A 24,851-nucleotide genomic window follows, 5' to 3' on the forward strand; every position below is an offset into this window, starting at 1 on the left:
TTCATCCGTTTAGCTTGGCGAGCATGGCCTGGGCGCGGTTGCGCGCGCCTTGGGGGGCGCTGGGGTCGTCCTGCACCTGGGTGAAGAAGGATTTGGCCATCGCCGTGTTGCCTTCGTTCAGGTAGGCCATGGCCTGCATCTCACGCGCCAGGCCGTGATAAGAGTTGCGTGCCTGTACCATGGGCTGCAGCCGGGCCAGAATGTCGGAATCCTTGGCGATACCCAGCTCATGCTGGGCGAAGAGCAGGTTGGCGGCGTCGCGCAGCAAGGTGGGGGCGGCCTCGTCGGCGCCGATTCGCGTCCAGAGTGCCGCGGCCTTCGAAGTCTCCCCCGCATTCGCGTAAAGTGCCGCGGCTCGTAGCCGGGCGAGGGTCTTATAGGTCTCCGGGGCCGTGTCGGAGAAGGTTATCAATGTCTTGGCGGTGGTTTCGGCCTGGGCGGGGGTTATGTCGCCGTTTGGCTCGTCCACCTGCTGGGTCAGCGCCAGATAACGCGTGGCGGCGGCCTCGGCCTGTTTGGTTTTGTGCGCCTGCCAATATTCCTGCCCGGCCACACCGGCCAGAATCAGGATGAGGACCAGCACCAGCAAACCGCCATAGCGCTTGGCGAGCTTCAGCGCCCGCTCATGGCGAATATCTTCTGCAATCTCGTCTAGAATATCGACCACGCGGCTTTTTTCCTCTTTGCCGGGTTTGTCTTAGCCGGGGTGGGCGCTGGCGGCAACGCAGGCGCTCAGGCGCCGGGCCGCGCGCGCGCTGCCCATCAGGCTGAGCAGGGGGGCCATCTCCGGCCCGTGCTCCTCACCGGTGAGAGCCAGACGCAAGGGCTGGTAGAGCTCCTTGCCCTTGGCGCCGGTGGCGGTGGCGATGGCGGCGGTCCAGCCTTTCCAGCTTTGCGGCGTCATCTCCGCAGGCAGGGAAGCCAGCGCGGCCTCGATCACGGGCAGGGCCGCCCCGGGCAGGGCGGGTGTTGTGATTTCACCGCGCGCCACCGCCCACCAGCGCCGCGCCTCGCTCAACAGGTCCAGATTGCCGCGCACGCTCTCCCAGAAATCCGGGCCTGCCCCTTCGGGAAGCCGGTCGCGCACGGCCTCATAGGGCATGTGGTGCAGGAGCTTGCGGTTCAGCCCGAGCAGCTGGGCGGCGTCGAAACGCGGGGGGGAGCGGGAAAAATCGCTTAGGGAGAATTGCGCGGCCAGTTCCGACAGAGGCAGGGGGGCGGTATCCTTGCTGGTGCCCAGCCGCGCCAGATAGGCGGTGATCGCGGCGGGTTCGATCCCATCCTTGCGCAGCGATTTCAAGGAGATGGAGCCGATACGCTTGGAGAGTTTCTCCCCGTCTCCACCGGAGATGAGCGGCAGATGCGCGAAACGTGGCACGGGCGCGCGGGCAACCGCCCGGAACAGGTCGATCTGCACCGCCGTGTTCGAGACATGATCCTCACCCCTTATAATATGGGTGATGCCCATATCGGCGTCGTCCACCACCGAGGTGAAAGTGTAAAGCGGTGTGCCGTCCGCGCGGATCAGCACCGGGTCCGACACGGTGGCCAGCTTGATGTTGCGCCCGCCCAGCACAAGATCGTTCCAGCTCACCGCCTCGTCCGACAGCTTGAAGCGCCAATAGGGCGTCTTGCCGTTGGCTTCGGCGGCGGCGCGCTGTTCGGCGGTCATGGCCAGGGCCGCGCGGTCATAGACCGGGGGCAGCTTGCGGCGGATGAGGGCGGCGCGCTTGGCGGCCAGCTCATCCTCATTCTCAAAACAGGGATAAAGCCGCCCGGTCTTTTTCAGCGCCTCGGCGACTTCCTCGTAACGGGCGAGGCGGTCGGATTGGCGGGCCTGCTCGTCCCATTCAATGCCTAGCCAGCGCAGGTCGTCGTAAATGCCTTGTTCGTATTCTGGGCGGCCGCGCGCTGTGTCCGTGTCGTCCAGGCGGAGCAGGAGCTGCCCGCCCTCGTGCCGGGCAAACAGGAAATTCACCAGGGCGGCGCGGGCATTGCCGACATGCAGATAACCGGTGGGGCTGGGGGCGAAGCGGACTTTGACCATTATCGGGGGGTTAGCCTTTTTTGCGGACGGGGGGAAGGCGAAGCGGCGCGGAACCGCGCGTATGAAGTGGATGAGTTTTTCTTGCCAAGCCCTCTTGCATCCGTGGCGTGGGCCGGTCTATACGCCCCTCCACCGAATGGCACGGGGCTATAGCTCAATTGGTAGAGCGTCTGCATGGCATGCAGAAGGTCAGCGGTTCGATTCCGCTTAGCTCCACCAAAGGCCTTGTTTAGGCATCGGTGATTTTCCCCCGGAATTAATCTTTGAGCTGTTTCGCGCCGCTGCGGATGAGCGCGACGCGATGGGATGAAAATCAAGAGCGGCAATGTCGCAAACGGTCGATATATCAAGCTGTTCGCTGTTACCCCGCCATAAAATTAACCGGCTAGCGCCCATTCGCCGTGAAAAGCCTGGGCGGGTTGGCGATGCGGTCGACCGTGAAGTTAAGCCCAAAATTTATGCTGTTGTAATTTCAATTAATTATTACCACGAAAAATAAGGTGAAATTTCATTCATTATGTGGTATTTTGGGCATCAACCTGAATTGACCTTGTCTTTCTGCTTGTTTTGTTGGCTGCAACCGTTGTGAGGGCCATGAGCATCGAAACTTTTCAGCCCGTCCGCTTCTCTCATATCGAGGCTTTCCGGACGGCATTACGTGGAGTTTGCGGGAGTTATTCTGTCACGCCTCGCGCGGCGGATGGGCGGTTGCGTGCCTGTGCCGGGTTGTTTCACCATGGCGGGCTGGAATTTGCCCGTGTCGGGCTGGACGCGCCTCTGGCCCGCCGCGACAGGCTGAGCATCAAACGTGATGACATCGACCATTTCGTGCTGGTGCTGGGCATCCAGGGCCAGGCGCAAATGGCCCAAGCCGGATGCAGCGCGCGGCTGCGCCGGGGAGATCTCTTGCTGTTGGATAGTAGTCAGCCCAGTACGTTCGATTTCTCCACCGGCTATTGCGAACAGCTCTCCGTGCATATCCCCCGCGACCAGATACAGGCCCGCTTTGGCGGCCAAGCCAGGGGCGGGTTACTGTTCCGGCGCGAGCATGATCTCGCGGGCATCGTGCAAACCTTGCTGCGCCGCCTCAGCCAGGGAGGTCTTGAGGCGGCCGGGGCCAAGGTGCTGGCCGATGCGCTGCTCAATATCATGGGAGTCTGTCTGGCGGAGGTAAGCGGCACGTCTTCCTCCCAGGGTGAAGATTTGCTCGCACGTTCCTTGCGGCTGATCGACCGGTCCTACGCTGACCCGGAATTTGGTCCGAGGCTGCTGGCCGAGCAACTCAATATTCCGCTGCGGCGGTTGCAGCGTCTGTTCGCCGATATCGGCTCCACACCGCGCGCGCATATTCAGCAGGTTCGCTTGGAGCAGAGCCGTCTTGCCTTGGCCAGGCGTGGCGAGCGCTCCGTGAGCGACATCGCCTTTGCTCATGGCTTCAACGATCTATCTTATTTTTACCGGGCCTTCCGGGAGCGTTTCGGCATTCCCCCCGGCGCATCGGTGTAAGGTCTGCGCTTCCCGCCTGGGCGGTGCAATGACGCACCAAGCCAATCTCCCTGTCGCTCTGGTCCAAGAAAGGCGGCGCCAGCTTGCTCTAGCCTGACCTCAGCTTCAATCAGTTTCAGGAGATGGCATCGTGCAAGCGCAACAGATTTTGGAACCGGCGCCACCAACAGCCGTCGAGGCCGGATTGTTAATCGATGGTGCGTTGCGCCCTGGCGTTGCACGCTACGAGGTGTGCAACCCCGCCACGGGCGGGGTGGTCGGTTCGGCGCCGGAAGCAACGTCAGCGGATCTGGACGCTGCCGTGGCTGCCGCCAGCCGTGCCTTTCCGGGTTGGGCCGCGGCCCCCGATGAAGTTCGTGCCGCCGCCTGCAACGCCTTTGCCGACACATTGGCCGAGCATGCCGAAGAATTGGCGCGTCTGATCACGCAGGAACAGGGTAAACCCCTCAACGGTATTGGCTCGCGCTTCGAACTCCAAGGCGCCATCGGTTGGGCCCGCTACACGGCCGGGCTGACGGTGCCGCGCGAAACGCTGCAAGATGACGCCACCGGTAAAATTGAACTGCTGCGCAAGCCGCTCGGCGTGGTTGGTTCCATCACGCCCTGGAACTGGCCGCTGCTAATCACGATGTGGCATATTCTTCCGGCTTTGCGCGCGGGCAACACGGTGGTGGCCAAACCCGCGCCGGGCACGCCTCTGGCTTGTCTGCGCATGGCCGAGTTGTTCAGCCGCCACCTGCCACCCGGCGTGCTCAACATGCTCAGCGGCACCGATAAGGATGGTGGCATAGGCGCCCGCATGGCGATGCATCCGGGCATCAAGCGTATTGTCTTCACGGGTTCAACCGCCACCGGTCAAAAGGTCATGCGTGGCGGCGCGGAAACCCTCAAGCGTCTTACCTTGGAGCTGGGAGGCAATGACGCCGCCATCCTGCTGCCAGACTGTAATCCAGCCGAGATTGCCGAGGGGCTGTTCTGGTCCGCCTTCATCAATACCGGGCAAACCTGTGCCGCTCTGAAGCGCCTTTATGTGCCAGCCAAACTCCATGAGAGCGTCTGTGAAGAACTGGGTGGCGTGGTGGCGCGGATGAAGATGGGCAATGGCCTTGAGGAAGACAGTATCCTGGGGCCGCTCAGCAACAAATCGCAATTCGATATTGTCTGCCGCCTGGCGGAGGCCGCCAAGGGCAAAGGCAGTTTCATAACCGGCGGGGAGCCAAGCGAGGGGCTGTTCTTCCCCGCCACGCTGGTGGCGGGGTTGAAGAATGGCGATGCGCTGGTGGATGAGGAGCAGTTTGGCCCAATTCTGCCGGTCATCCGCTATGACGATCTGGACGAGGCCGTGCAGGCCGCCAATGCGAGCCCCTTTGGGCTTGGCGGCTCCGTCTGGTCGCCCAATCTTGCCGCTGCCCGTGCCGTCGCCAGCCGTCTGGAATGTGGCACGGTTTGGCTGAACAAGCACGGCATGGTGCAGCCCCATGCCCCCTTCGGTGGGCATAAAATGTCCGGCCTTGGCGTGGAATTTGGCCAGGCTGGGCTGCTGGAAAACACCGAAATGCAAGTCATCATGGCCTGAGCAGGAGACTGGAAGAATGAGCAGCACAACACTCGCCCCAAGCTATGACTATATCATCTGCGGCGCCGGTTCCGCGGGTTGCGTTATTGCCGCCCGCCTTTCCGAGCAGCCGTCTGTCTCCGTGCTGCTGCTGGAGGCTGGCAGGCCAGACGATACCGACATGATCCACACGCCGCTGCGGGTCATCGAACTGTGGGAGAGCGATTATGATTGGGCCTATTGGACGGTACCGCAAAAACACGCACAGAATCGACGTCTCTTTTGGCCGCGCGGTAAAACATTAGGCGGTTCCTCCTCCCTCAATGGCATGATTTATGTGCGGGGCAACCCGGCGGATTACGACCGCTGGGAGGCTCTTGGCAATGAGGGGTGGGGGTGGAAGGATGTATTGCCCTTCTTCAAAAAATCCGAAGATCATGAGGGCGGCGCGAACGAAATGCATGCCACGGGTGGCCCGCTGCGGGTCACCAAGGACATCAACCCCCACCCGGTCAACGCGGCCGTTGTCGAAGCCGCGGTGCAAGCTGGGCACGCTTTCAACGATGATTGCAATAACGGCGACAGCCAGATGGGCGCGGGGCTCTGTCAGCTCAACACATTGAATGGCCGTCGCCAATCCAGCGCTGTTGCCTTCCTGCGTCCGGCCATGGCACGCCCGAACCTTACCGTGCTTACGGGTGCGCGGGTACAGCGGGTGGATATCGAAAACGGAGCGGCAAGCGGTGTCACGTTCATGCATGAGGGCGTACTGCACAGCATCGCGGCAAATCGTGAGGTGGTGCTCAGCGGTGGGGCGATCGAGAGCCCGCGCATGCTGATGCTCTCAGGCATTGGTCCACGCGCGGCGTTGGAACGTCTTGGCATTGCGGTGAAGCACGATCTACCCGGCGTGGGTGAAAATCTGCATGACCATACATTGCTGCCGATGATCTATGAGGCGAGGAAACCAATTCCCGCTCCGGAACATACCGGTTGGACGCCGCTGCACTCGCACCTTTTCATGAAGAGTGATGAGGAACTGGCGGAACCGGACTTGCAGCCATTATTCCTGTTCGCCCCTTATTATACGCCTGAGCTGAAGCCGGTGACACCGAATGCCTTCACCTTGAATGCCGGAGGTATCCGCCCGACCAGCCGGGGGCAGATCCGTCTCACATCCGCTGACCCGGACGCACCGATCGAACTCGACCCGAACGTGCTGGCCACGAAATATGATGTCGACGCTCTGGTAATCTGCATGAAACGGTTACGCGAGATCGCTGCCCAGCCCGCTTTGCGGGACTGGATCGAACGCGAGATCTATCCTGGCCCGGCCGTGCGGAGCGATGCGGAGTTGGAGGCCTATGCGCGTGGAGCCGTGGTGTCTTATCACCATCAATGCGGCACTTGTAAGATGGGCGTTGATGAGATGGCGGTGGTTGACCCGCAATTGCGGGTTCATGGTCTTAAGGGGCTGCGCGTCGCCGATGCCTCGATCATGCCCGATGTCACCTCTGGCAATACCAATGCTCCTTGCATCATGATCGGTGAGAAGGCCGCCGCGATGATTCTGGGCGCTGTTCACAAGGTGGCATGCGAAACCGAACCCGCCTGACATTGCTCTGCCCTGGGGCTGTCGGCGATGAAATAAAGCTGGTGGCTCCAGGTGTGACGTCAGCAAGACCAAGAGACGCTGAGTGGAATTAGACTAAGTTATGATAAATCTTCGCCGCGAGCCGGGTGAAGCTGTCGAGTTCCTTGCTGCTGAGCCCGTAAAATGCCTGGTCGGAGATAAACCCCACTTTTAGCCGCACACGTTCCAGCACATCCCGCCCGGAAGAGGTGATCAGTACTTCTGTTACACGCGCATCCTCGGTGGAGGGACGGGTGACAACGAGTTCCTGTGCCGCCATCCGCTGGATGATCTTGGTCATGGTCGGTACGCGCGAGACGGCTTCATCCGCCAGCTTGGTAACCGTTGCCGATTCGACGCGGGAGAGCACCATTAGCACCCGCCAGCGTGGGACATCCATGCCGATCGGCTTCAGAACTGAATCAAGCCGCAGATTATATAAGCCGACGAGACGCGAAGCCTGATAGAATGGCCAGTTCGACGGATCGAAATCCGGATCGGTCGGCTGGCTTGGCCGCCGCGAGGCGGGTGTACGCGTCATCTTGGCGCCCTTATGATGAAACGTCCTTGGCAGGACGCGAAATGAAGATGCTTGGCCGGCGTCTCCCGACCTTGAGGGCCTTATACCCGGCTTAGCCGTTCCCGTAAAAGGGGAGAAGTGCCGCGGGAAGCAAAGCTGGTTAATTCATCTTTTGATGAAAATTTACCCAAGAAAAACCCAAAAATTTTGCTAAATATTTAATTGAATATTCAAATGATTCTTCGTATTAATAAATGGCCACGAAATAGGCGGTCAACATGCTCACAGGGGATAAAAGCTTTGGGATCGAAGCGGCGCGAACCAAGCGCGTGCTCATCATTGGTGCAGGTGCCGTAGGGTGCGCCCTGGCTGCCACGCTGCTACGCCACAACGTGCATGTGACGCTTGTCGCCCGTGGCGCAACGCTTGCCGCGTTGCGTGCCAATGGCTTGCGGCTTCGCGATGAATTCGGGGTTTACAGGCTGTACCCCGAACTTGTGGAAACGCTCCCCGATGCAAGGGCTGACCTGCTGATTCTGGCGTTGAAGGCACAACAATTGCCGCCTCTCGCCGCTATATTGGCGCAACGTCAGGAATTGGTGGTGCCAGTGGTTAACGGCATCCCGTTCTGGTTTACCTCTCGCGGCATGGCCGCGCGGGAGTTGTCCCCGCAAGACAGGCTGCGCCATGCCATATCGGCGCATCGCCTCGCCGGCTGTGGCGCTTATCTGATGGCCCGCCTGGAAGCCCCTGGCCAAGTCTATTGTCCCCGCCCGCCGAGGTTGCAATTGGCCGCGCTGACGCAACAGGGGCGCGCGCCTCTGCGATGCTGCGCCGACTTCCTGCGCGCCGGTGGGGTAGAGGTGGACATCACCGCGGATCCGTCTGAAATGATGTGGAGCAAGCTGCTTGCCAATGCCGCCACAAATCCGCTCTCGGTCATCTCGCATACGACTTTGCGCCAAATCAGTCAGGATGCGGGACTGTATGATTGCGCCCGGAGTATCGCTCAGGAGATGGTCGCTCTCGGACGGGCCGCCGGCCTCTCCCTGCCCAAGGAACCTGCCGCCTGCCTTCAGGCGATAATGCATGCGGGTGACCACATCACTTCCATGCGCCAGGATTTCGAAGCCGGGCGTCTTCTGGAGCTTGAGGCGATATGCCACGCCCCCCTGGAGATGGCCACGCGCCTGGGTGTTGCCATGCCTGTCTTCCGGACGATTGTCAGCCTCGTCCATCACGCCGCCGAAACTCGGTCGCACGGCCAATCCGCCGCCATGCCGCAGATGCAGTTAGGAGCATGAATTTGGATCATACCTTAATCGTTTCAATGTGCCACGAACAGGAAGAGGCGAGACTGCGCAAGCAATTGGCCGAATGCTATCACCTTGTTGATTTTCATGGCTGGACTGAATCCATCTTCAGCCACATATCTGTGCGTCTGCCTGGCCAAGAGCGGCGATATCTCGTGAATCCCTTTGGCTGTAACTACAACGAGGTCACGCCGGACAATCTTCTTGTGGTCAACGCCGATGGCAAGATCATCAGCAATTCTGGAAACCAGCCAAACCCGGCGGGCTTCGCCTTGCATGGTGCCATTCATACGGCACGCGACGATATTCATTGTGTCATCCACACTCATACCAATCCGGTCTGCGCGGTGGCCATGAAGCAAGACGGGTTCAGCCACGATAATTTCTACGGCGCGCAGCTTTTTGGCCGTGTCGGTTATCATGATTTCGAAGGTATCACGCTTTATGCCGATGAGCGCTCACGCATATTGGCCAGCCTGGGAGATAGGCATGTGCTGGTGCTGCGCAATCACGGAATCGCGGTTGGTGAAGCGGATATCGCCCGCACTTTTTTTCTGCACTGGGTCGCGCAACGCGCCGCTGAAATACAGTGTCAAAGCGGGACGATCCCGGGTGCTGACATTCCGCTGTCCGATGAAATCCGTTCCTCTTGCGCGCGCGATGCTGGCCGGCTGATCGACCAGGCGGGGGCCGCGCAATTGATGTTCGACGCCGAGGTACGCCGAATGCGCAAAGCGCGCGGCGCGCTCTGGAAAGGTGACCGCGCGGACTGACCCGCCAGGAACCTGCCAGCCTTTTCATAACCTAAATCCATACAGAGAGGCCGACTTCATGAGTGTATCCAAGAACATCTCCACGCGCCGCCGGCGCTGGGGAAACAGGGGGGCTTGCGCCCTGGCCTTGGCTAGCCTTTTACCCGGTGCCGCGCTGGCCCAGGGCGCACCTGCCGAGCCGTCCAGCCCGTCCATCACGCATGTTATTCCCGATGTGACCAAGGCTTTTGCCGATAACGGCATCAACTGGCGTGCTATCGTTCTCTATAACTTCGTTGATAATGTTTCTGGCGGTATCAATACCGGCAGCCGCATGACCAACGGTATTTTTGATTTGGGCGCCGATGCGGATTTGAACAAGCTGGTCGGTTGGCAAGGCGCCACTGTTCATTTCGACCAGGATCTTTTCTTTTTGCGCAGTAACGAATCCTGGTCTGCCGACATGGGGGATGCCACCGTCGGCTATCAGCCGCCGCATCTATTTCGCGGAAATTATCTTTCCCGGTTCACCATCGAGCAGAGTCTGCTGAATGACCGGCTCGACGTCGAGGTTGGCCGTACCAATTTGAGCCGCTATTTCCTTACCTCCAACAATACCGGAGATTGCAATCAGCTTCTGACCTGCTTCAAGAATATTTGGGCGTTCGATGCGGGGATCAGCACGCCAGTCTATGGTACCTGGTCCGGCCGGGTAAAATACGATATCACGCCTGATCTTTATCTGCAGGCCGCCGCCACCGAAGACAACAAGCTCGATCTTTATACGGGTGGCTGGACCTGGAACACCAACACCGCAACCGGCACCACTGTTGTTGGCGAAATCGGCTATGACCGTGGCTTCGACGAAACCGCTTATCCCACCCGCATTGAACTGCTTGGTTTTCATAACACCAGCCCGGTCACGGATGAATTGAGCGGCTACAAGCACAACGGTTCCTCGGGCATGTTCGCGACATTCGACCAATATGTCTGGCGCAAGGATGGTGGCGCCACGCATAACCCGCATGGTACGGCGCTTGCCGTGTTTGCCGGCGGTGGCGAGGGGTTCAACGCTTATGACCCGATCGGTGCTGAAGCCTATGTAGGCACGACCTTGCAGGCTCCCTTCGCGGATCGTCCATTTGACAGCTACACGTTCCAGATGCACTGGAGCGATCTGGGCAGCACCGAGGCTGCTTATCTAGCCAAGGAAAACGCCGCGAATGGCGGCAGCGGCAAACCGTTCAATGGCACTTACGTACTCGATTGGCATGCACAGATTGGTGTCGTGAAGGGGGTTTTTGTTCAGCCGTCTCTCGAATACGTGATCAACCCGAACAACTACTACAATCCCACCGCCAAGCGCGCGCGTAATGCCGTCGTCGTCGGCGCCACATTGATCATGAATCTTGGTGCGATCATGGGCTTTGCCCATTAATTCTCCGCCCATCCATTCATCGTCAGCGAATAAATCATAAAGCCATGAGCAAGGAGCTTTAAAAATGTCAACGCCAGTCATGCAGCCTTCTCCGGCTTCTTCCCAAATCCGTATCAACGCGGCATTGGACGCCATCCAGGCGTTGGAGCCCCAGATTGGTGCCTTCTGTGCCTTTGATGCCGGTCGCGCCACCGGACTTATGCCCCGGCAGGGGCCTTTGTCGGGCGTTACGCTGGGCGTTAAGGACATCATCGATACCAAGGATTTTCCAACATCCTATGGTTCATCCATCTATGCGGGTTGGCGCCCTTGTGCCGATGCCGCCTGCGTCACCTTGCTGGAGCGTGCGGGGGCGGTGAGTCTGGGTAAGACCGTCACCACCGAGTTCGCCTTTTTTCGTCCGGGCAAGACGCGTAATCCGCATGATCTGAGGCGCACTCCTGGTGGGTCTTCGTCCGGTTCCGCCGCGGCCGTGTCCTGTGGCATGGTGAGCCTGGGCCTGGCTTCCCAGACCGCGGCCTCGCTGACCCGCCCTGCTTCTTATTGTGGCATCGCCGGGCTAAAACCTTCTTTTGGAAGCTACGGTCTCGCTGGCATAAAGGGGCTGGCGCCATCCTTTGATACGTTGGGAACATTGGCGGTTGATGTTGCCACGTTGGCCGCCGCCCATAATGCGCTGGGTGGTGGTGTGGCGCGTGCCGCCACCCGACCGGCGCGCATCGGCTTTTGCCGTACCCCTTGGTGGCACCAGGGCGATGCCGGCATGCATCAAGCCCTGGAACAAGCCGCCACGCTGTTGGGCGCGCAAACGCAGCTGGAAGAACTCGCCCTGGATGAGTTTACCGAAGGCGAAGCCTTGCATAAGCTTATCATGAGCTACGAGGCCGCCCAGGCGCTGGCTTTTGAGTTCGATCATCACGAGGCGCAACTCAGCCCGCAGATCGCGGGGTTGATCAAAGCCGGAATGGCGATCCCGCGGGAGGATTATCTGACAGCGCGCGGTCAGGCGGCCCGCTTGCGCCGCCGGGCGAATGCCTTGTTCGATAAATACGATATATTGCTTGCCCCCGCCGCTCCTGGCGAAGCACCGCTTGGGCTAGAGGGCACGGGCGATCCGGTGTTCAGCAGGCTCTGGACATTGCTGCGTCTCCCCAGCCTTACCTTGCCTGGGCTGCAAGGGCCAGGCGGCTTGCCGATCGGCGTGCAATTGCTGGGCGCGCGTGGCGCGGACGAGCAGTTGCTGGGGTTTGGCTCCTGGGCTGAGACGTTGCTGCCCGCCAGACCCATTCCCGCCATCGCGGCCAGATCATTTTGAAATCCTGAGGCCCTGAGCTGGGGTCGTGCAACCGCCCGCAAGGGCATCTTGGAGGTTGAGACATGAGCGAGATTGGTATCGGCAAAGTAGCGCCCATTGCGGTGCCGGCTCCGTTTGGGGCGGTCAAGCGTTGGGCCATCGTTTGTCTCTTTATTCTGGCGTATATTCTATCTTACACGGACAGACAGCTTCTCTCGCTCCTTGTCGGTCCGGTACGGCAGACTTTCCACATCACCGACACGGAATTCGGCTTGCTTAACGGCCTTGCCTTCGCGCTGTTCTATGCGGTGCTTGGTATTCCCGTCGCCAAGATGAGCGACCGCTTGCCTCGCCCATCCGTGATGGCGGCTGGCGTTCTCATTTGGAGTCTGGCGACGATGGCCTGTGGCATTGTCAGCAGCTTTGCTGAGCTTTTCATTGCCCGCATCATCGTGGGAGCTGGCGAGGCTTCACTCGCCCCTGCGGTTTATTCCTATATCGCGGATATTTTTCCTCGCGAAAAACTCGGGCGGGCGCTGGGTATCTTTTCGCTTGGGCCATTCTTGGGCACGGGCGTTGCTTTCCTGCTTGGCGGCATAGCCATTGCGTATGTCACCCATCTCGGCCCGCTCTCCCTGTTCGGCATGCCGCTGGCCCCCTGGCAGCTTTGCTTTGTGCTCATCGGCATTCCTGGTTTGGTGGTGGCGTTGCTCATCGTCTCGCTGGTGCGCGAAGTCGCGGAACGCGGTGCCAAAGCCGCTAAGCCTGCACCTTCCCTTGCCGAAGTGCTGGCTTTCCTGTGGCGTGAAAAAGCGATCTTTTTTCCTCATATGTTGGGTTTCACCTTGCTGGCAATGACCTTGTTCACATTGATGAGCTGGTCTCCGGCGGCGCTTGAGCGTTTATTCCATCTCACGCCGCATCAGGTTGGCCCGGTGCTTGGCATGATCATCTTCCTGTGTGGGAGCGCGGGGGTGCTGTGTAGCGGTTTTCTTGTCGATATGTTCTATAGCCGTGGCAAAAAGGCGGCTCCGATCATCGTGGGCGTCATAGGCGGTTTGTGCAGTGTGGTTCCCGCGGCGCTGATCGGTTTCGTCTCCTCCCAGGAGATGATGATCGTGGTGCTGGTGGTGGCGTTCTTCTTTGCTTCCTTCCCGTTGCCGACCTCGGTTTCCGTGATGCAGATCGTGCCTCCGGCGGATATGCGTTCACGGGTCTCGGCGATCTTCCTGTTCTGCAACTCACTGGGGGGGCTTGCATTGGGCGCCTTCCTGGTCGGGTTCTTGAATGACCATGTCTTCCATAGCGATATGGCGGTTGGCACCTCTCTTGCTGTTGTGACTGCCCTCTCCGCGTTGCTTGGTGGCTTGCTGCTTACCCGTTGCCATGGTCCTTATTTGAGATATCTGAATAACAAGGGCTGAGGCGATAGCTGTGGCCGGCTCTGAAAAGAGGCGCGGTGGTTATTAGGATATGAAACAGGCGCCTTTCGGCGCCTGTTTTCCTTAGCGCATCAGCACTGAATGTTCAGGAAAATCCGTTGCCCAGCCTGAAGAGAGCGGTGCCACGAAGACATTTTCGGTACGGGTCCGGGTGATTTTCCAGTTTCCGTCGATTTTTGCGAACCCGTTATTCAGCCGGCTGGAGCGCAGCAAGGATTTACCGTCGGAAAAAATCCATGGCTGGCAGTGCACCCATTGCCCGTCCGCCCTGTCACCTTTCACATAAATCTGCTCACTGGTCAGGTAATGCACATTCAACAGTAATGCCGGGTCTCGCTTCTCGCCCCAAAATGCCTGAAAATGCCTGCGGATGGCATCCTTGCCCTCAGCGCGGCCAAACTGGTTGTCATAGAAGCTGCCGACGCCTTCCCAAACCGCATTCTCAGCATATAACTCAAGGATCAGCTCAATTCGTTGCTTATCGTCGCGCACTCCGAATTCAGGGCAGGGTGTATCGCAAAGAAACATGTAGCGCGCCTGAATACGGCGGATCTCGGCCTCGGCCTCCAAAATCTCGATTCTGTTTATTAAACTCTCGATTTTTTCTTGCATCTACAAAACTCCTTTCAAATCGATCAGGCTGTCAAAAGCAATATGTAATGCCATGCCAGGAGCCTTTCCGTCTCTGTGGAACCGAGCGGAAGCCTCCTGCCTTGTCAATGTCAAACGTGAAAATAAAGATGAAAATTCAAATTTATTTTCAAATATTTTTATTGACCTAGACCACCCCGGCGGTATTTTTACGCCGAATGGCGTTCATCGAAGGTGGCCGATGCCGCCTCATGCGCTTGTCAATGTAGAGGATCATTTCCGATGAACCAGCTTTTCCCCCCCACGCGCCCGGCTTCGGCCGAGCTTTCGGCGCTAAAGGCGGAGATCAGGTCGCGACGGGCTGAATTTGAAAAGCTCCGTCATATTCCAGATGATATCATCGCGGCTTTAAAGCGTGTGGGTGCTTATCGTGCCTTTGTTCCCGCCGCCCTGGGAGGCGATGAGCTTTCCCCCGCGGCGTTCTGCCGGCTGATTGAGGAGATTTCCTATGCCGACGCCTCCACGGGCTGGGTGGCGAGTTTTGGGGTCAGCACCACCTATCTGGCGGCTCTGCCGAAGCAGACCTTCGAAGCGATTTATGGGGCTGATCCTGACATGACCTTCGCGGGGGCGATTTTTCCCCCGCAGCCCGCCCCGGTCGAGCGTGGCGGGTTTATCGTCTCTGGCCGTTGGCCTTATTGCTCCGGCTGCATGGGGGCGGATTATATTGGCGTTGGCATCAAATCCTCCGATCCTGGGAACAGTTTGCCGCGCATGGCGGTGATGAAGGCGTCCCAGGCCCGCATCGAGCAAGTTTGGGACTGCGTTGGTTTGGCGGCCACCGGTAGTCATGACGTGCTGGTCGAGGCTGTATTCGTGCCCGAGGAGATGAGCTTCGTGCGCGGCGGGCGCAGCCAGCGCGACGAGCCGGTGTTCCGCTACCCGGCCATGGCCCTGGCATCCCAGGTTCTGGCCGTTGTCGCCCTGGGCACCGCGCAAGAGGCGCTGGATTACGTGCATGATGCCCTGGCCGAAAAATCATCCATTACCGGGGCGCCGAGTTTGGCGACACGAGCCTATGTCCAGCAAGGTTTTGCGCAGGCACAAGCCGCTCTCTCCAGCGCGCGGGCCTATTTCTACGAGACCATTGAGCAAGGCTGGGCGCAGGTGTTGCGTGGTGATGATGTCCCCCGCGCGCAACGCACGGCGATGCGCCTGGCCGCGACCAATGCGGCGCATACCGGTGCCGATGTGGCGCGCCAGGCTTTCCGCCTGGGCGGCACCGAGGCGCTTCGTCGTGGCCATGTGCTTGGGCGTTGTATGCTTGATGCCGCCTCCGTTGCCCAGCATGCTTTTCTGGGTCTTGGCACCTGGACGCTGGCGGGTGCCGGCATGCTGAATCAGCCAACCCCGCCCGGTTATCCCTGATCTTCGAGAAGGACCTCTCATGACTTCCCCTGCAAAACCCATCCGCACCTTGTTCTGCATCGCCGTCGATCAGACTTTTTTTCAACTCCCCTTTGCTGAAATCGGTAAGGTATGGGCTGGATTTTCCGCTTTCATGTCCGGTGTCGCGAAGCTGCCTGGCGTGACTGTGCTGGGTACGTTGGACGATGACGAAACCATGGTCGGCACCTCTCCGTCCGGCTTTCCGTTTACTTGCTATTTATTGGCCGATTGTCCTGACCGTGAGACCGTGAAGGCGGCCTGCAACCTGTTCCGTACCATCGAGATCGGTGAATACCGGCTCTGGCGCTATATGCGTATCGAGGCGCGCATGGGCCGGGCTCTCGAAATTCCTAATCTATGAACATTTCGCGTGAAAGGAATGTCGTCAATGCCTGATCACCCCTGTTCGCCCGCGCCCGGGGCGCTGTTCACCGGCTCACGCGTGAAAACGCCTATGTATGAGGATCCCGCTATTTTCGCGGAGGAGATGGACAGAATTTTCACCAAGACCTGGGTTTGGGTCGCGCATGCTTCCGAGATCCCGGACAAGGGGGATTTCAAGCTCTCCTGGCTTGGCACTCAGCCTGTCATCGTCGCGCGCGACCGTAAGGGTGAAGTGCATGTCATGGTCAATCGCTGCCGGCACCGCGCCGCGACCGTGTGCGAGGTGAAGAAGGGCAAGACCTCCTCCTTCCAATGTCCATATCATGGCTGGGGCTATGCGCTCGATGGCGGCCTGCGCGGAGTGCCGAATCCAGAGCAATACGGGGCTGATTTCGACAAAGCCAAGCTTGGCCTGAAAACACTGCGCACCGAGAGCTATCAGGGCATGATTTTCGCCACCTTCAAGGAGACAATCGAGCCGCTGGAGGATTTTCTTGGTCCGGCCAGGAAATGGATCGATCTATTCATGAAGCAGGGTGGTAGGTATCCGGTGAAGACAATGGGCGAACATCAGTTCAGCTTCCCCGGAAATTGGAAGATCCAGTTGGAAAACACGACGGATGCTTACCATTTTCCAATCGTGCATAAATCCTTCCTGCGGTCTCTTGACGAGGAGGCTGAAAAAACCTTTACCTTTCTGGATGGCGCGGGGTTTGTCGAGGATCTTGGTAACGGCCATTCGGTCATGGTTATGATACCTGAGCTTGTGGACCTGGAGGATAATCTTGACGCTCCCATCCCCGAGCGTTTTCAGGCTCTGGCCGAAGAGTTGCGCCAAAGCCATGACGAACAACAGGTGCGCCGGATTGTGCGGGCGGTCGGTGGAAGTGGTTTCAATCTGAATTTGTTTCCCAATGTCGCTTGCTCGATGGCTTTCTTCCGTGTGCTGCGGCCCATAAATGTAAAGGAAACGGCCATTCGGCATATCGCCATAGGCATGGAAGGTGGCCCGGAGGCGGCAAATCGCATGCGTTTGCGTCTGCATGAGCATTTCCAGGGGCCGATGGGCTTCGGCAGTCCGGATGATTCGGAAGTGTGGGAGCGCGTGCAGCGTGGTGCCGCTGGGGCGCGGGATTTGGATATTCTGGTTAATCGTGGAGAAGATTCGCCAGGTGATGACGGTCCACGTGGCCATGTCAGCGCCGAGACTGGCATGCGCGCCGCATATACCATGTGGAAGAGGATGATGAGCGCATGAGCCAGACCATGAGCATGGAAGATAGAGCCCTCCTGCAGCGCGCGGCGCATTTCATTTGGGCTGAAGCGGATCTGCTCGACAGCAAATCCTATGATGATTGGCTGGCGCTGTGGACCCCTGATGGTCATTATGTATTGCCCATCGGCAACGGAGATGATTTTGAGAATACGCTGAATCTGGCATATGATGACGCGACGATGCGGATGATGCGGATCGAGCGTTTCAAGGCGGGCTTTTCCATATCCTCCGCTCCGCCGGCGCAAACCGTGCGCACTCTCTCACGTTTCGTGCTGGCCGGCATGGAAGGTGCTGAGTTGCAAATTCGCTGCGCTCAACATCTGGTGGAAGATAAGTTCGGCCGCCAGCGCCTCTTTGCCGCCAATGTCACCTATGTTTTGGTGCGGAGCGGTGAGAGCTTCTTGATCCGAGATAAAATCGTGCGGCTGCTGAACTCCGACGGTATCCTCACCTCTATCTCCTATCTGTTCTGATGGGAGGTTCCTTGCCAGATCAGATTCAAACAGCGCTTGTCACTGGCGGCGCCTCCGGTTTTGGCGCCGCCGCCGTGCGTGCCCTGCATCAAGCAGGGTTTCGCGTGGTAATCGGTGACATCGATGGCAAGGCGGCCGAGGCCCTGGCGCTAAGCCTGGACCTCGCGGGTGAAACCGCCATCGCCGCAACGCTCGACATCTCCAAACCTGACCATTTTCAATCGGTTCTGGATAAAATCATCGCACGCTGGGGCTCAGCCGAAGTGCTGGTGAATAATGCGGCACGCACCGTGGTACAGCCGGTACTGGAAATCGCGCCGGAGGATTTCAATGCCATCATGGCGCTGAATGCCGGCGGCACCTTTGCCGGTAGCCAGATTTTCGGGCGCCATTTTAAGGCCAGAGGATATGGGCGCATCATTAATCTTGCCTCGCTCGCGGGGCAGAATGGTGGCACGGCCACAGGTGCGCATTACGCGGCCTCGAAAGGCGCGATCCTGACGCTGACGAAGATTTTTGCCCGTGATCTGGCAAGTTTTGGCGTCACCTGCAACGCCATTGCTCCCGGTCCGATGGACACACCGATGGTTCGCGCTGTGTTGAATGGCGAGAAGCTGCAAGCGGCCTTGGCCAATATTCCGGTGGGCCAGCTTGGCGATCCTGATTTCGTCGCCCAGCTGGTGGCCTTGCTGGCATCTCCGGCCGCCGCTTTCGTCAATGGTGCTTGCTGGGATGTCAATGGCGGCCTGTTTATGAGATAAGGATGTAAGAAAAGATGGATGCCAACCAGCCCATGCATCGCCTCGTCGTTTTGAAACGGCAGGACGATGCTGGCAATATCATGCGCCTGCGCCTGGGGGCGGTGGATGCCTCTCCTTTGCCGGCTTTTGGCGCGGGAGCTCATCTCGATATATTGGTGCCTGGCCAGGACGCGCCTTTATGGCGGCAATATTCGCTGAGCAGCGATCCTGCCGACACCAGCTTCTATGAAGTCGGCATCCTGAAGGATCCGGCAAGCCGTGGTGGTTCATTGGCGCTGCATGAGCATGTGGTTGAGGGCATGAGCCTGCTGACGGAAGGCCCACGCAACCATTTCCCACTGGAAGAACAAGCGGATTTCACCGTGCTGATCGCGGGTGGCATCGGTATTACCCCGATCCTGGCGATGGCGCGGCGCCTATCTGCGCTAGGCCGGGCGTTCATGCTGCATTATTGCACGCGTTCGGCCGCCGGTACCGCCTTCTTGGATGATCTTGCCGGCGCTCCTTTCCGGAATCACGTCGTGTTTCATCACGATGATCTGCCCTCCACGCAGCGTTTCGATCCAGCGCGCGACATGCCGGCCCCGGCTTCCGGTGTGCATCTCTATGTCTGCGGTCCGGCGGGATTCATGGATTGGATCATCGCCGCCGCGCAGGCGCGTGGTTATGCCAATGCCAATATCCACCGTGAGTATTTTGCCGCCACGCTCGAAACCGGTGGCGAGAGCTTCGAGGTCGAAGCGCGCGCTTCTGGCGTTACCGTGACTGTCGGCCCGGACGATACGATTACCAAGGCCTTGGCCCGTGCCGGTGTGAAGATCGAGGTGAAATGCGAGGAAGGTGTCTGCGGCACCTGTGTGACCACTGTTCTGGAGGGCACGCCGGATCATCGTGATAAATTCCTGACCGAGGATGAACGTGCATCCGGCGAGGAAATCTGCGCTTGTTGTTCACGCGCTTGCGGGGCAAGGCTGGTGCTCGATGTCTGAGCGACCCTCCCGTCAGGCCGGCAAGGGAGGTCAAAACCCTAGTCCCTTGGCGATCCGCGCGGCGCAACCTCGCAAGGTTGGCAGCAGGGTAAGGCTTACCGGCTCCCTGGCTTGGAAGGAGACGGACAGCGCACACCGCGCGCCCTTGCCCGGTTCAGGGACAGGTACGGCAAGGCAAAAGAGATTTTCCGCCATTTCGGCATTATCGAAAGCATAGCCTTGCGAGGCGATGTTCTGGAATTCAAGCCGCAGGGCGGCGGGGTCGGTGATGGTTTGCGGCGTTAGCGCCACAAAGGGGCCATTGGCCAGATAGGCGGCCTGCGCATCGGGCGGCAAGGCGCTTAGCAGCACCTTGCCGATGCCGGTGCCGTAACCTTCCAGCTGGTTTGCTTCCTGCGTCAGGATTCCCGTGCCGCCGCCATGCTCCTTGACAAGATATGTGACCATATCGCCTTCCAGCACGCCAAGATGTGCCGTCGCATTGAGGGTCCGGGCCAAATCCCGCAGATGCGGCCGGGCGACGGCGGCCAGAATGCCCGCTTGCGTGAGAGAGCCGCACAGCTCCGGCAGACGCACCCCCGCCGCATAGCGCCCATGGCCTACCCGGGCGAGCAGCCCGTTGCGCAGATAAACGCTGGCGAGCCGGTGCGCTGTAGAAAGCGGCAATCCGGTCCGCTTGGCGATGGCCGATAACGGCAAGCGGCCTTGTGTTTCCAAAAGAGCCAGAAACAGAGCCGCGCCCTTCTCGGCCGTCTTGCTGCCCTGAGATGCCTGGCCGTTCTTCATCTTCTCACAATATGAGAGGATTTTGCCCATGTAAATTGCCTGGCGTTTCATGGCGCGGGTAATGCTTCCAGCGCAAAGAAGGAGAAACGCGAAAATGGCGATGACCCGTGAAGCCTTGGCGGCATGTTTGCGAGCGGCCTATCAGTCTGGAGCGGTGCCACCCTTGCGCGATGGCTTGGCACCGGACGATGGCGCTGGCGCCTATGAAATTCAAAATCTCAACACGAAATTCTGGATGCAGTCCGGCCGTCGCATCAGTGGGCGCAAGATCGGCCTGACCTCCAAGGCCGTGCAGGTGCAGCTTGGGGTGGACCAGCCAGATTTCGGCACCTTGTTCATGGATATGGCGATTGCGGATGGCGGCGTGCTGGCCTCCCATTCGGTCTTGCAGCCAAAGGCGGAAGCGGAAATCGCCGTCGTGCTGGGCAGGGATTTGGATCATCCCGCCGCCACGGAGCAGGATATTCTGGCCGCTTGCGATTATGCCTGTGCCGCCATTGAGATCGTGGATAGCCGTATCGCGGACTGGAAAATCAGTTTCGCGGATACGGTCGCGGATAACGGATCCTCGGCCTTCTATGTTCTTGGCCAGGAGAAACATAAGCTTCCGGGGCTCGATCTTTATACGTGCGGCATGGCGATGACGGTAAATGGCGCCATTGTTTCGGTCGGTGCCGGGGCGGCATGCCTTGGCCACCCGTTGAAGGCCGCCGCGTGGCTGGCCCGGACCTTCGCGCGGCAAGGCGAAACATTACGCGCGGGCGATGTCATTCTCACCGGTGCGCTGGGCCCGATGGCGGCCATCAAATCAGGCGACGTGATCGAGGCGCGGATCGGTGGGGTGGGCAAGGTTGGTTTCAGCATGGGGGACAAATAAAATGAGCGGAAAGATCAAGGTCGCGATCATCGGCTCCGGCAATATCGGCACTGATCTGATGATCAAGATCATGCGCAGGTCGGATCTTCTGGAAATGGGCGCGTTTGTCGGCGTCGACCCGGAATCGGACGGGCTGAAGCGTGCGGCCAGGCTCGGCGTGCAAACCACGCATGAAGGTATCGACGGTCTGACGAAATTGAAGATATGGCCGGAAATCGGTATCGTGTTCGACGCCACCTCCGCCGGGGCGCACAAGAAACACAACGATATTTGCGCCAAGGCGGGCAAGGTGATCATCGATCTCACCCCGGCGGCCATCGGTCCTTATGTCATCCCGATGGTGAATGGCGATCTGTATCTCGACGCGCCGAACGTCAACATGGTGACATGCGGCGGTCAGGCGACCATTCCCATCGTCGCGGCGATCTCGTCGGTGGCGAAGGTGCATTACGCGGAAATCGTTGCCTCCATCTCCTCCAAGAGCGCTGGCCCAGGCACCCGGGCCAATATCGACGAGTTTACCGAAACAACCTCGAAAGCCATTGAGGATGTCGGCGGTGCTGGCAAGGGCAAGGCCATCATCATCCTCAACCCGGCCGAACCGCCGATGATCATGCGCGATACGGTTTTCGCCTTGTCATCGGGCGCGGATGAAGCCGCCATCGAGGGCGCCATCGAGGCGATGGTCGAAAAAGTGCAGTCCTACGTGCCGGGTTACCGGCTGAAGCAACGCGTGCAGTTTGAGCGCTTCGGCGATAATAACCCGGTGAAGATCCCGGGCCTTGGCGAATTCACCGGCCTCAAGACCAGTGTTTTCCTGGAGGTTGAGGGGGCGGCCCATTATCTTCCAGCCTATGCGGGCAATCTCGACATCATGACTTCCTCCGCGCTGCGCACGGCGGAGAAGATCGCGCAACGCAAACTCAGCAAGGAGGTCGCATAATGGCTTTCGATCCGGCCACGCAAAAACTCTACATTCAGGACGTGACATTGCGCGATGGCATGCATGCCATCCGCCATCAATATGGCCTGGACCATGTCTGTAAGATCGCCCAGGCGCTTGACGAAGCTGGAGTGGATGCCATCGAGGTCGCGCATGGCGACGGGTTGAACGGCGCCAGCTTCAATTACGGTTTTGGCGCCCATACGGATTGGGACTGGATCGAGGCCGCGGCGCAGGTAGTGAAACGCGCCAAGCTCACCACCTTGCTGCTGCCTGGCATCGGCACCATCCATGAGCTGAAACATGCTTATGATCTCGGTGTTCGCTCGGTCCGCATCGCCACCCATTGCACCGAGGCCGACATCTCCCGGCAGCATATCGAGGCCGCGCGCGATCTGGGCATGGATACGATCGGCTTTTTGATGATGAGCCATATGACGTCTCCGGAAAAGCTGGCTGAACAGGCCAAGTTGATGGAAAGCTATGGCGCGCAATGCATCTATGTCACGGATTCCGGCGGGGCGATGGACATGGACGACTATAAGGCCCGTCTGCAAGCCTATGATCGTGTCTTGAAGCCGGAGACGGAGCGCGGCGTGCATGCGCATCATAATCTTTCGCTGGGTGTCGCCAACTCCATCGTGGCGGTGCAGAATGGCGCGGTGCGCGTGGATGCCTCGCTCGCGGGCATGGGGGCGGGGGCCGGTAACGCGCCGTTGGAGGTGTTTATCGCCGCGGCCGACCGCAAGGGCTGGAACCATGGCACGGACCTCTACAAGCTGATGGATGCGGCGGAGGATCTTGTCCGCCCGCTGCAGGACCGGCCCGTGCGGGTGGACCGCGAAACGCTGAGCCTAGGGTATGCGGGGGTTTATTCTTCCTTCCTGCGTCATGCGGAAAAAGCCGCCGAGGATTATGGGCTGGATACACGCGCCATTCTCGTCGAGCTTGGGCGCCGGCGCATGGTCGGCGGGCAGGAGGATATGATCGTGGATGTGGCGCTGGATATGATCAAGGCGCGCGACTGAATAAGCTGGTGCTAAATGGCCCCATGTCCGGCGCCGTTCACCCGGCGCCGGGTGTGTCCTCGTTCTCGGGCGGATGCTCGATTTGTTGTGAAATGGCATCCGCGCAGGCTTGCAGGGAGTTCAGATGCTTGGCCGCGATCTGTTCCGGTGTCGCCGCGCGGCGAAAGAATACGATATTGACCGCACCCAATATACGCCCTCTGCCCCGCACGGGGACGGCGATGGCGGAGATATGCGGTTCCGACCCGGCAATGGACCATGCATAGCCGCGTTGGGCAAAATCTTCCAGCAAGGGCTCGAACCGCCGTGGAACCGGGCGGCGCAGCGCGGCTTCGGCCAGGTCCAAGGTCAGCTCCCGCTCTGGCGCGGTTGCCCCGGCGAGATAGGCGCGGCCCATGGCGGAGCTGAATAGCGGGCGCCTACGCCCCACCATGCCGCGATGCACCGATAATCTGCTGAAACGGTGCGTGGTTTCCTGAATCACCATGGTGCCGCGATCGAAGGTGGCGAAGTCCGACGGCCAGAGCACATCGGGCAGCATGCGGCCGAGTTCGCGCGCGGCGATATGCAGAATTTCATCGGTCTCGATGAACCCGTCGGACAATCTGCGTACATCGCGCAGCAGATAATATTTATCCTCGGAGGGGCTGCGCGCGACCAGCCCCTTGCCGGCCAATGTTTCCAGCATGCGATAAACCGTCGTGCGGTCTAGGCCCGTGGCGTTGGCGAGTTCGCCTGGTTTTGCCCGGCCACGAAGATTCAGCTCCATCAACAGGTCCAGGCCGCGCTCCAGCGCCCGCACGGATTTATAGGTTCGCTCCATGGTCTGTTTCGGCGGTATGTCGGAGGGGCTCGTGTTTCCGGAGATACCGCCATATCTCCCGATTTTCCGAAATTATGCCATGCGGGCGGCGGCGGTTCAATCCTCGCGGCGGCGGGAAGGATCAGCGGCGCAGAAACGCCACCACCATGTTGTTGAAGCTGTCCGCATGTTCCCATTGCGCCCAATGGCCGCAGCGGTTGAACACATGCAGTTCCGCGTTTTGCAGGCCCCAGAGCAGACGCAACCCGCAGTCGAGTGGCACGAAGCGATCGTCGCGTCCCCAGATGATGAGCGAGGCGGCTGAGACCTCTCCAAGCCGGTGGCCGTAATCTGGAAACTGCTTCGGATTGGCGGCGAGACTCTTGATGAAATTCTCAAGATGATCACGCCGGGACAACATGGCATCGAGCCGTGCCTGGAACAAATCCTCGGTGAGGGAGGATGCGTCATATACGAAGACAGCCATCATCCGCTTGAGATTTTCGATGCTGGGGTCGCGGTATAAAGCTTGAATCAGCTTGATGCCTTCGGTCGGCATTGGCACGAAGTTGCTCGGCCCGCCGGTTCCTCCGCCCATCATCACCAGCTTGCCCACTCGTTCCGGATTGGCGAGCGCGAAAGCCACGGCGCTGTGCCCGCCCATTGAGTTGCCGATGAGGTGGGCGCGCCCGATGCCCAGATGATCCAGCAAACCGGCGAGGGTTTGGGCGTTGAGGTCGGAGCGTGAGCCGGTACAGACCACCGTGTCGCTCTTGTTCCAGCCGGGGCAATCCATCAGCACAACGCGGTAGCCTGCTTGCGTGAGCGGCTGCACATTGCGGGAAAAATTCGACCAGCCGCTGGCGCCGGGGCCGGAGCCGTGCAGCATCACCACGGTTTCCGCGCCGCTATGGGTGTCGTTGTAATGGATGTTGAACGCGCCGATCTTGGCCATGTGGCTGGTCGCGGATTCGGTGATTTGCATCGTCATG

24 protein-coding genes and 1 tRNA gene are annotated in these 24,851 nt (G+C 59.6%); 18 read left to right on the top strand and 7 right to left on the bottom strand.

The genetic code is table 11. The features are described 5' to 3' along the window. Position 1: 1 nt before the first annotated feature. Positions 2-667, bottom strand: a complete 666-nt coding sequence (locus tag AB7D48_RS08985) for a tetratricopeptide repeat protein (protein ID WP_427977930.1) — start codon at positions 665-667, stop codon at positions 2-4. Between the two features lie 30 nt (positions 668-697). Then, positions 698-2,047 carry a glutamate--tRNA ligase gene (gene gltX / locus AB7D48_RS08990; RefSeq protein WP_427977932.1) on the bottom strand — a complete coding sequence of 450 codons (1,350 nt, stop codon included), beginning with the start codon at positions 2,045-2,047 and terminating at the stop codon, positions 698-700. Between the two features lie 143 nt (positions 2,048-2,190). Between gltX and AB7D48_RS08995 the strand changes: the two genes are divergently transcribed. The 4 genes from AB7D48_RS08995 (at position 2,191) to AB7D48_RS09010 (ending at position 6,723) form a co-directional block, all read left to right on the top strand. Then, positions 2,191-2,266 (top strand) — tRNA-Ala (locus AB7D48_RS08995). Positions 2,267-2,641: 375 nt separating this feature from the next. After that, positions 2,642-3,553: a helix-turn-helix domain-containing protein gene (locus AB7D48_RS09000; RefSeq protein ID WP_427977934.1), complete on the top strand. Its 912-nt coding sequence runs from the start codon at positions 2,642-2,644 to the stop codon at positions 3,551-3,553. Positions 3,554-3,683: 130 nt separating this feature from the next. Continuing rightward, complete coding sequence (locus AB7D48_RS09005) at positions 3,684-5,129, top strand: aldehyde dehydrogenase family protein (RefSeq protein WP_427977936.1); 1,446 nt, start codon at positions 3,684-3,686, stop codon at positions 5,127-5,129. 16 nt (positions 5,130-5,145) lie between these two features. Next, a complete protein-coding gene (locus AB7D48_RS09010) occupies positions 5,146-6,723 on the top strand; it encodes a GMC family oxidoreductase (RefSeq protein WP_427977939.1) in 1,578 nt (525 codons plus the stop codon). Between the two features lie 88 nt (positions 6,724-6,811). On the opposite strand, the gene AB7D48_RS09015 is transcribed toward AB7D48_RS09010, so the two are convergent. Further along, complete coding sequence (locus AB7D48_RS09015) at positions 6,812-7,282, bottom strand: MarR family winged helix-turn-helix transcriptional regulator (protein ID WP_427977942.1); 471 nt, start codon at positions 7,280-7,282, stop codon at positions 6,812-6,814. A 257-nt stretch (positions 7,283-7,539) separates the two neighbouring features. Between AB7D48_RS09015 and AB7D48_RS09020 the strand changes: the two genes are divergently transcribed. The 5 genes from AB7D48_RS09020 (at position 7,540) to AB7D48_RS09040 (ending at position 13,482) form a co-directional block, all read left to right on the top strand. Next, a complete protein-coding gene (locus AB7D48_RS09020; RefSeq protein ID WP_427977945.1) occupies positions 7,540-8,565 on the top strand; it encodes a ketopantoate reductase family protein in 1,026 nt (341 codons plus the stop codon). A 2-nt stretch (positions 8,566-8,567) separates the two neighbouring features. Continuing rightward, positions 8,568-9,347, top strand: coding sequence for a class II aldolase/adducin family protein (locus tag AB7D48_RS09025; RefSeq protein WP_427977948.1), 780 nt, complete (start codon positions 8,568-8,570; stop codon positions 9,345-9,347). Positions 9,348-9,405: 58 nt separating this feature from the next. After that, on the top strand, positions 9,406-10,764 hold the full coding sequence (locus tag AB7D48_RS09030) for a carbohydrate porin (protein ID WP_427977950.1): 1,359 nt from the start codon (positions 9,406-9,408) through the stop codon (positions 10,762-10,764). Between the two features lie 64 nt (positions 10,765-10,828). Then, positions 10,829-12,079, top strand: coding sequence for an amidase (locus AB7D48_RS09035; protein WP_427977953.1), 1,251 nt, complete (start codon positions 10,829-10,831; stop codon positions 12,077-12,079). 62 nt (positions 12,080-12,141) lie between these two features. Further along, positions 12,142-13,482: a spinster family MFS transporter gene (locus AB7D48_RS09040; RefSeq protein WP_427977955.1), complete on the top strand. Its 1,341-nt coding sequence runs from the start codon at positions 12,142-12,144 to the stop codon at positions 13,480-13,482. Positions 13,483-13,563: 81 nt separating this feature from the next. Here AB7D48_RS09040 and AB7D48_RS09045 read toward each other — a convergent pair whose 3' ends face one another. Then, complete coding sequence (locus tag AB7D48_RS09045; protein ID WP_427977957.1) at positions 13,564-14,112, bottom strand: nuclear transport factor 2 family protein; 549 nt, start codon at positions 14,110-14,112, stop codon at positions 13,564-13,566. Positions 14,113-14,373: 261 nt separating this feature from the next. Here AB7D48_RS09045 and AB7D48_RS09050 point away from each other — a divergent pair, with 261 nt between their 5' ends. Genes AB7D48_RS09050 through AB7D48_RS09075 form a run of 6 tightly spaced genes read left to right on the top strand, consistent with a single transcriptional unit; the run spans position 14,374 to position 19,423 of the window. Then, positions 14,374-15,519, top strand: a complete 1,146-nt coding sequence (locus AB7D48_RS09050; RefSeq protein WP_427977960.1) for an acyl-CoA dehydrogenase family protein — start codon at positions 14,374-14,376, stop codon at positions 15,517-15,519. Positions 15,520-15,538: 19 nt separating this feature from the next. Then, complete coding sequence (locus AB7D48_RS09055) at positions 15,539-15,901, top strand: hypothetical protein (RefSeq protein ID WP_427977963.1); 363 nt, start codon at positions 15,539-15,541, stop codon at positions 15,899-15,901. 27 nt (positions 15,902-15,928) lie between these two features. Further along, positions 15,929-17,182: an aromatic ring-hydroxylating oxygenase subunit alpha gene (locus AB7D48_RS09060; protein WP_427977965.1), complete on the top strand. Its 1,254-nt coding sequence runs from the start codon at positions 15,929-15,931 to the stop codon at positions 17,180-17,182. Continuing rightward, positions 17,179-17,673, top strand: a complete 495-nt coding sequence (locus AB7D48_RS09065; protein WP_427977968.1) for an aromatic-ring-hydroxylating dioxygenase subunit beta — start codon at positions 17,179-17,181, stop codon at positions 17,671-17,673. The genes AB7D48_RS09060 and AB7D48_RS09065 overlap by 4 nt, the downstream gene beginning before the upstream one ends. An 11-nt stretch (positions 17,674-17,684) precedes the next feature. Beyond that, the gene (locus tag AB7D48_RS09070) at positions 17,685-18,434 is read left to right on the top strand and encodes an SDR family NAD(P)-dependent oxidoreductase (RefSeq protein WP_427977970.1); all 750 of its coding nucleotides are present in this window, start codon (positions 17,685-17,687) and stop codon (positions 18,432-18,434) included. Positions 18,435-18,448: 14 nt separating this feature from the next. Further along, entirely contained in the window at positions 18,449-19,423 is a 975-nt protein-coding gene (locus AB7D48_RS09075) for a PDR/VanB family oxidoreductase (protein WP_427977973.1), read from the top strand. A 30-nt stretch (positions 19,424-19,453) separates the two neighbouring features. Here the strand turns inward: AB7D48_RS09075 and AB7D48_RS09080 are convergent, their stop codons facing one another. Then, positions 19,454-20,260 carry an IclR family transcriptional regulator gene (locus tag AB7D48_RS09080; protein WP_427977976.1) on the bottom strand — a complete coding sequence of 269 codons (807 nt, stop codon included), beginning with the start codon at positions 20,258-20,260 and terminating at the stop codon, positions 19,454-19,456. Between the two features lie 43 nt (positions 20,261-20,303). Here AB7D48_RS09080 and AB7D48_RS09085 point away from each other — a divergent pair, with 43 nt between their 5' ends. The 3 genes from AB7D48_RS09085 to dmpG are packed head-to-tail and all read left to right on the top strand — an operon-like array spanning position 20,304 to position 23,057. After that, positions 20,304-21,086: a 2-keto-4-pentenoate hydratase gene (locus tag AB7D48_RS09085; protein ID WP_427977979.1), complete on the top strand. Its 783-nt coding sequence runs from the start codon at positions 20,304-20,306 to the stop codon at positions 21,084-21,086. A 1-nt stretch (position 21,087) separates the two neighbouring features. After that, positions 21,088-22,029: an acetaldehyde dehydrogenase (acetylating) gene (locus AB7D48_RS09090; protein ID WP_427977981.1), complete on the top strand. Its 942-nt coding sequence runs from the start codon at positions 21,088-21,090 to the stop codon at positions 22,027-22,029. Further along, positions 22,029-23,057, top strand: a complete 1,029-nt coding sequence (dmpG, locus tag AB7D48_RS09095; protein WP_427977983.1) for a 4-hydroxy-2-oxovalerate aldolase — start codon at positions 22,029-22,031, stop codon at positions 23,055-23,057. Before AB7D48_RS09090 ends, dmpG begins: the two co-directional genes overlap by 1 nt. A 37-nt stretch (positions 23,058-23,094) precedes the next feature. On the opposite strand, the gene AB7D48_RS09100 is transcribed toward dmpG, so the two are convergent. Both AB7D48_RS09100 and AB7D48_RS09105 read right to left on the bottom strand, forming a co-directional pair. Beyond that, the gene (locus tag AB7D48_RS09100) at positions 23,095-23,880 is read right to left on the bottom strand and encodes an IclR family transcriptional regulator domain-containing protein (RefSeq protein WP_427977986.1); all 786 of its coding nucleotides are present in this window, start codon (positions 23,878-23,880) and stop codon (positions 23,095-23,097) included. Between the two features lie 121 nt (positions 23,881-24,001). Next, the gene (locus AB7D48_RS09105) at positions 24,002-24,850 is read right to left on the bottom strand and encodes an alpha/beta fold hydrolase (RefSeq protein WP_427977989.1); all 849 of its coding nucleotides are present in this window, start codon (positions 24,848-24,850) and stop codon (positions 24,002-24,004) included. Position 24,851: the final 1 nt, after the last annotated feature.

It is taken from the genome of Acidocella sp., assembly GCF_050253495.1.
In the GTDB taxonomy this organism is placed as follows: domain Bacteria; phylum Pseudomonadota; class Alphaproteobacteria; order Acetobacterales; family Acetobacteraceae; genus Acidocella.

What these genes read in the sequence shown, in the direction of transcription:
- gltX (WP_427977932.1), bottom strand. Translation starts at nt 2,047, where the DNA reads ATGGTCAAAGTCCGCTTCGCCCCCAGCCCCACCGGTTATCTGCATGTC.
- AB7D48_RS09000 (WP_427977934.1), top strand. Translation starts at nt 2,642, where the DNA reads ATGAGCATCGAAACTTTTCAGCCCGTCCGCTTCTCTCATATCGAGGCT.
- AB7D48_RS09010 (WP_427977939.1), top strand. Translation starts at nt 5,146, where the DNA reads ATGAGCAGCACAACACTCGCCCCAAGCTATGACTATATCATCTGCGGC.
- AB7D48_RS09015 (WP_427977942.1), bottom strand. Translation starts at nt 7,282, where the DNA reads ATGACGCGTACACCCGCCTCGCGGCGGCCAAGCCAGCCGACCGATCCG.
- AB7D48_RS09020 (WP_427977945.1), top strand. Translation starts at nt 7,540, where the DNA reads ATGCTCACAGGGGATAAAAGCTTTGGGATCGAAGCGGCGCGAACCAAG.
- AB7D48_RS09030 (WP_427977950.1), top strand. Translation starts at nt 9,406, where the DNA reads ATGAGTGTATCCAAGAACATCTCCACGCGCCGCCGGCGCTGGGGAAAC.
- AB7D48_RS09035 (WP_427977953.1), top strand. Translation starts at nt 10,829, where the DNA reads ATGTCAACGCCAGTCATGCAGCCTTCTCCGGCTTCTTCCCAAATCCGT.
- AB7D48_RS09040 (WP_427977955.1), top strand. Translation starts at nt 12,142, where the DNA reads ATGAGCGAGATTGGTATCGGCAAAGTAGCGCCCATTGCGGTGCCGGCT.
- AB7D48_RS09045 (WP_427977957.1), bottom strand. Translation starts at nt 14,112, where the DNA reads ATGCAAGAAAAAATCGAGAGTTTAATAAACAGAATCGAGATTTTGGAG.
- AB7D48_RS09050 (WP_427977960.1), top strand. Translation starts at nt 14,374, where the DNA reads ATGAACCAGCTTTTCCCCCCCACGCGCCCGGCTTCGGCCGAGCTTTCG.
- AB7D48_RS09055 (WP_427977963.1), top strand. Translation starts at nt 15,539, where the DNA reads ATGACTTCCCCTGCAAAACCCATCCGCACCTTGTTCTGCATCGCCGTC.
- AB7D48_RS09060 (WP_427977965.1), top strand. Translation starts at nt 15,929, where the DNA reads ATGCCTGATCACCCCTGTTCGCCCGCGCCCGGGGCGCTGTTCACCGGC.
- AB7D48_RS09065 (WP_427977968.1), top strand. Translation starts at nt 17,179, where the DNA reads ATGAGCCAGACCATGAGCATGGAAGATAGAGCCCTCCTGCAGCGCGCG.
- AB7D48_RS09075 (WP_427977973.1), top strand. Translation starts at nt 18,449, where the DNA reads ATGGATGCCAACCAGCCCATGCATCGCCTCGTCGTTTTGAAACGGCAG.
- AB7D48_RS09080 (WP_427977976.1), bottom strand. Translation starts at nt 20,260, where the DNA reads ATGAAACGCCAGGCAATTTACATGGGCAAAATCCTCTCATATTGTGAG.
- AB7D48_RS09085 (WP_427977979.1), top strand. Translation starts at nt 20,304, where the DNA reads ATGGCGATGACCCGTGAAGCCTTGGCGGCATGTTTGCGAGCGGCCTAT.
- AB7D48_RS09090 (WP_427977981.1), top strand. Translation starts at nt 21,088, where the DNA reads ATGAGCGGAAAGATCAAGGTCGCGATCATCGGCTCCGGCAATATCGGC.
- dmpG (WP_427977983.1), top strand. Translation starts at nt 22,029, where the DNA reads ATGGCTTTCGATCCGGCCACGCAAAAACTCTACATTCAGGACGTGACA.
- AB7D48_RS09100 (WP_427977986.1), bottom strand. Translation starts at nt 23,880, where the DNA reads ATGGAGCGAACCTATAAATCCGTGCGGGCGCTGGAGCGCGGCCTGGAC.
- AB7D48_RS09105 (WP_427977989.1), bottom strand. Translation starts at nt 24,850, where the DNA reads ATGACGATGCAAATCACCGAATCCGCGACCAGCCACATGGCCAAGATC.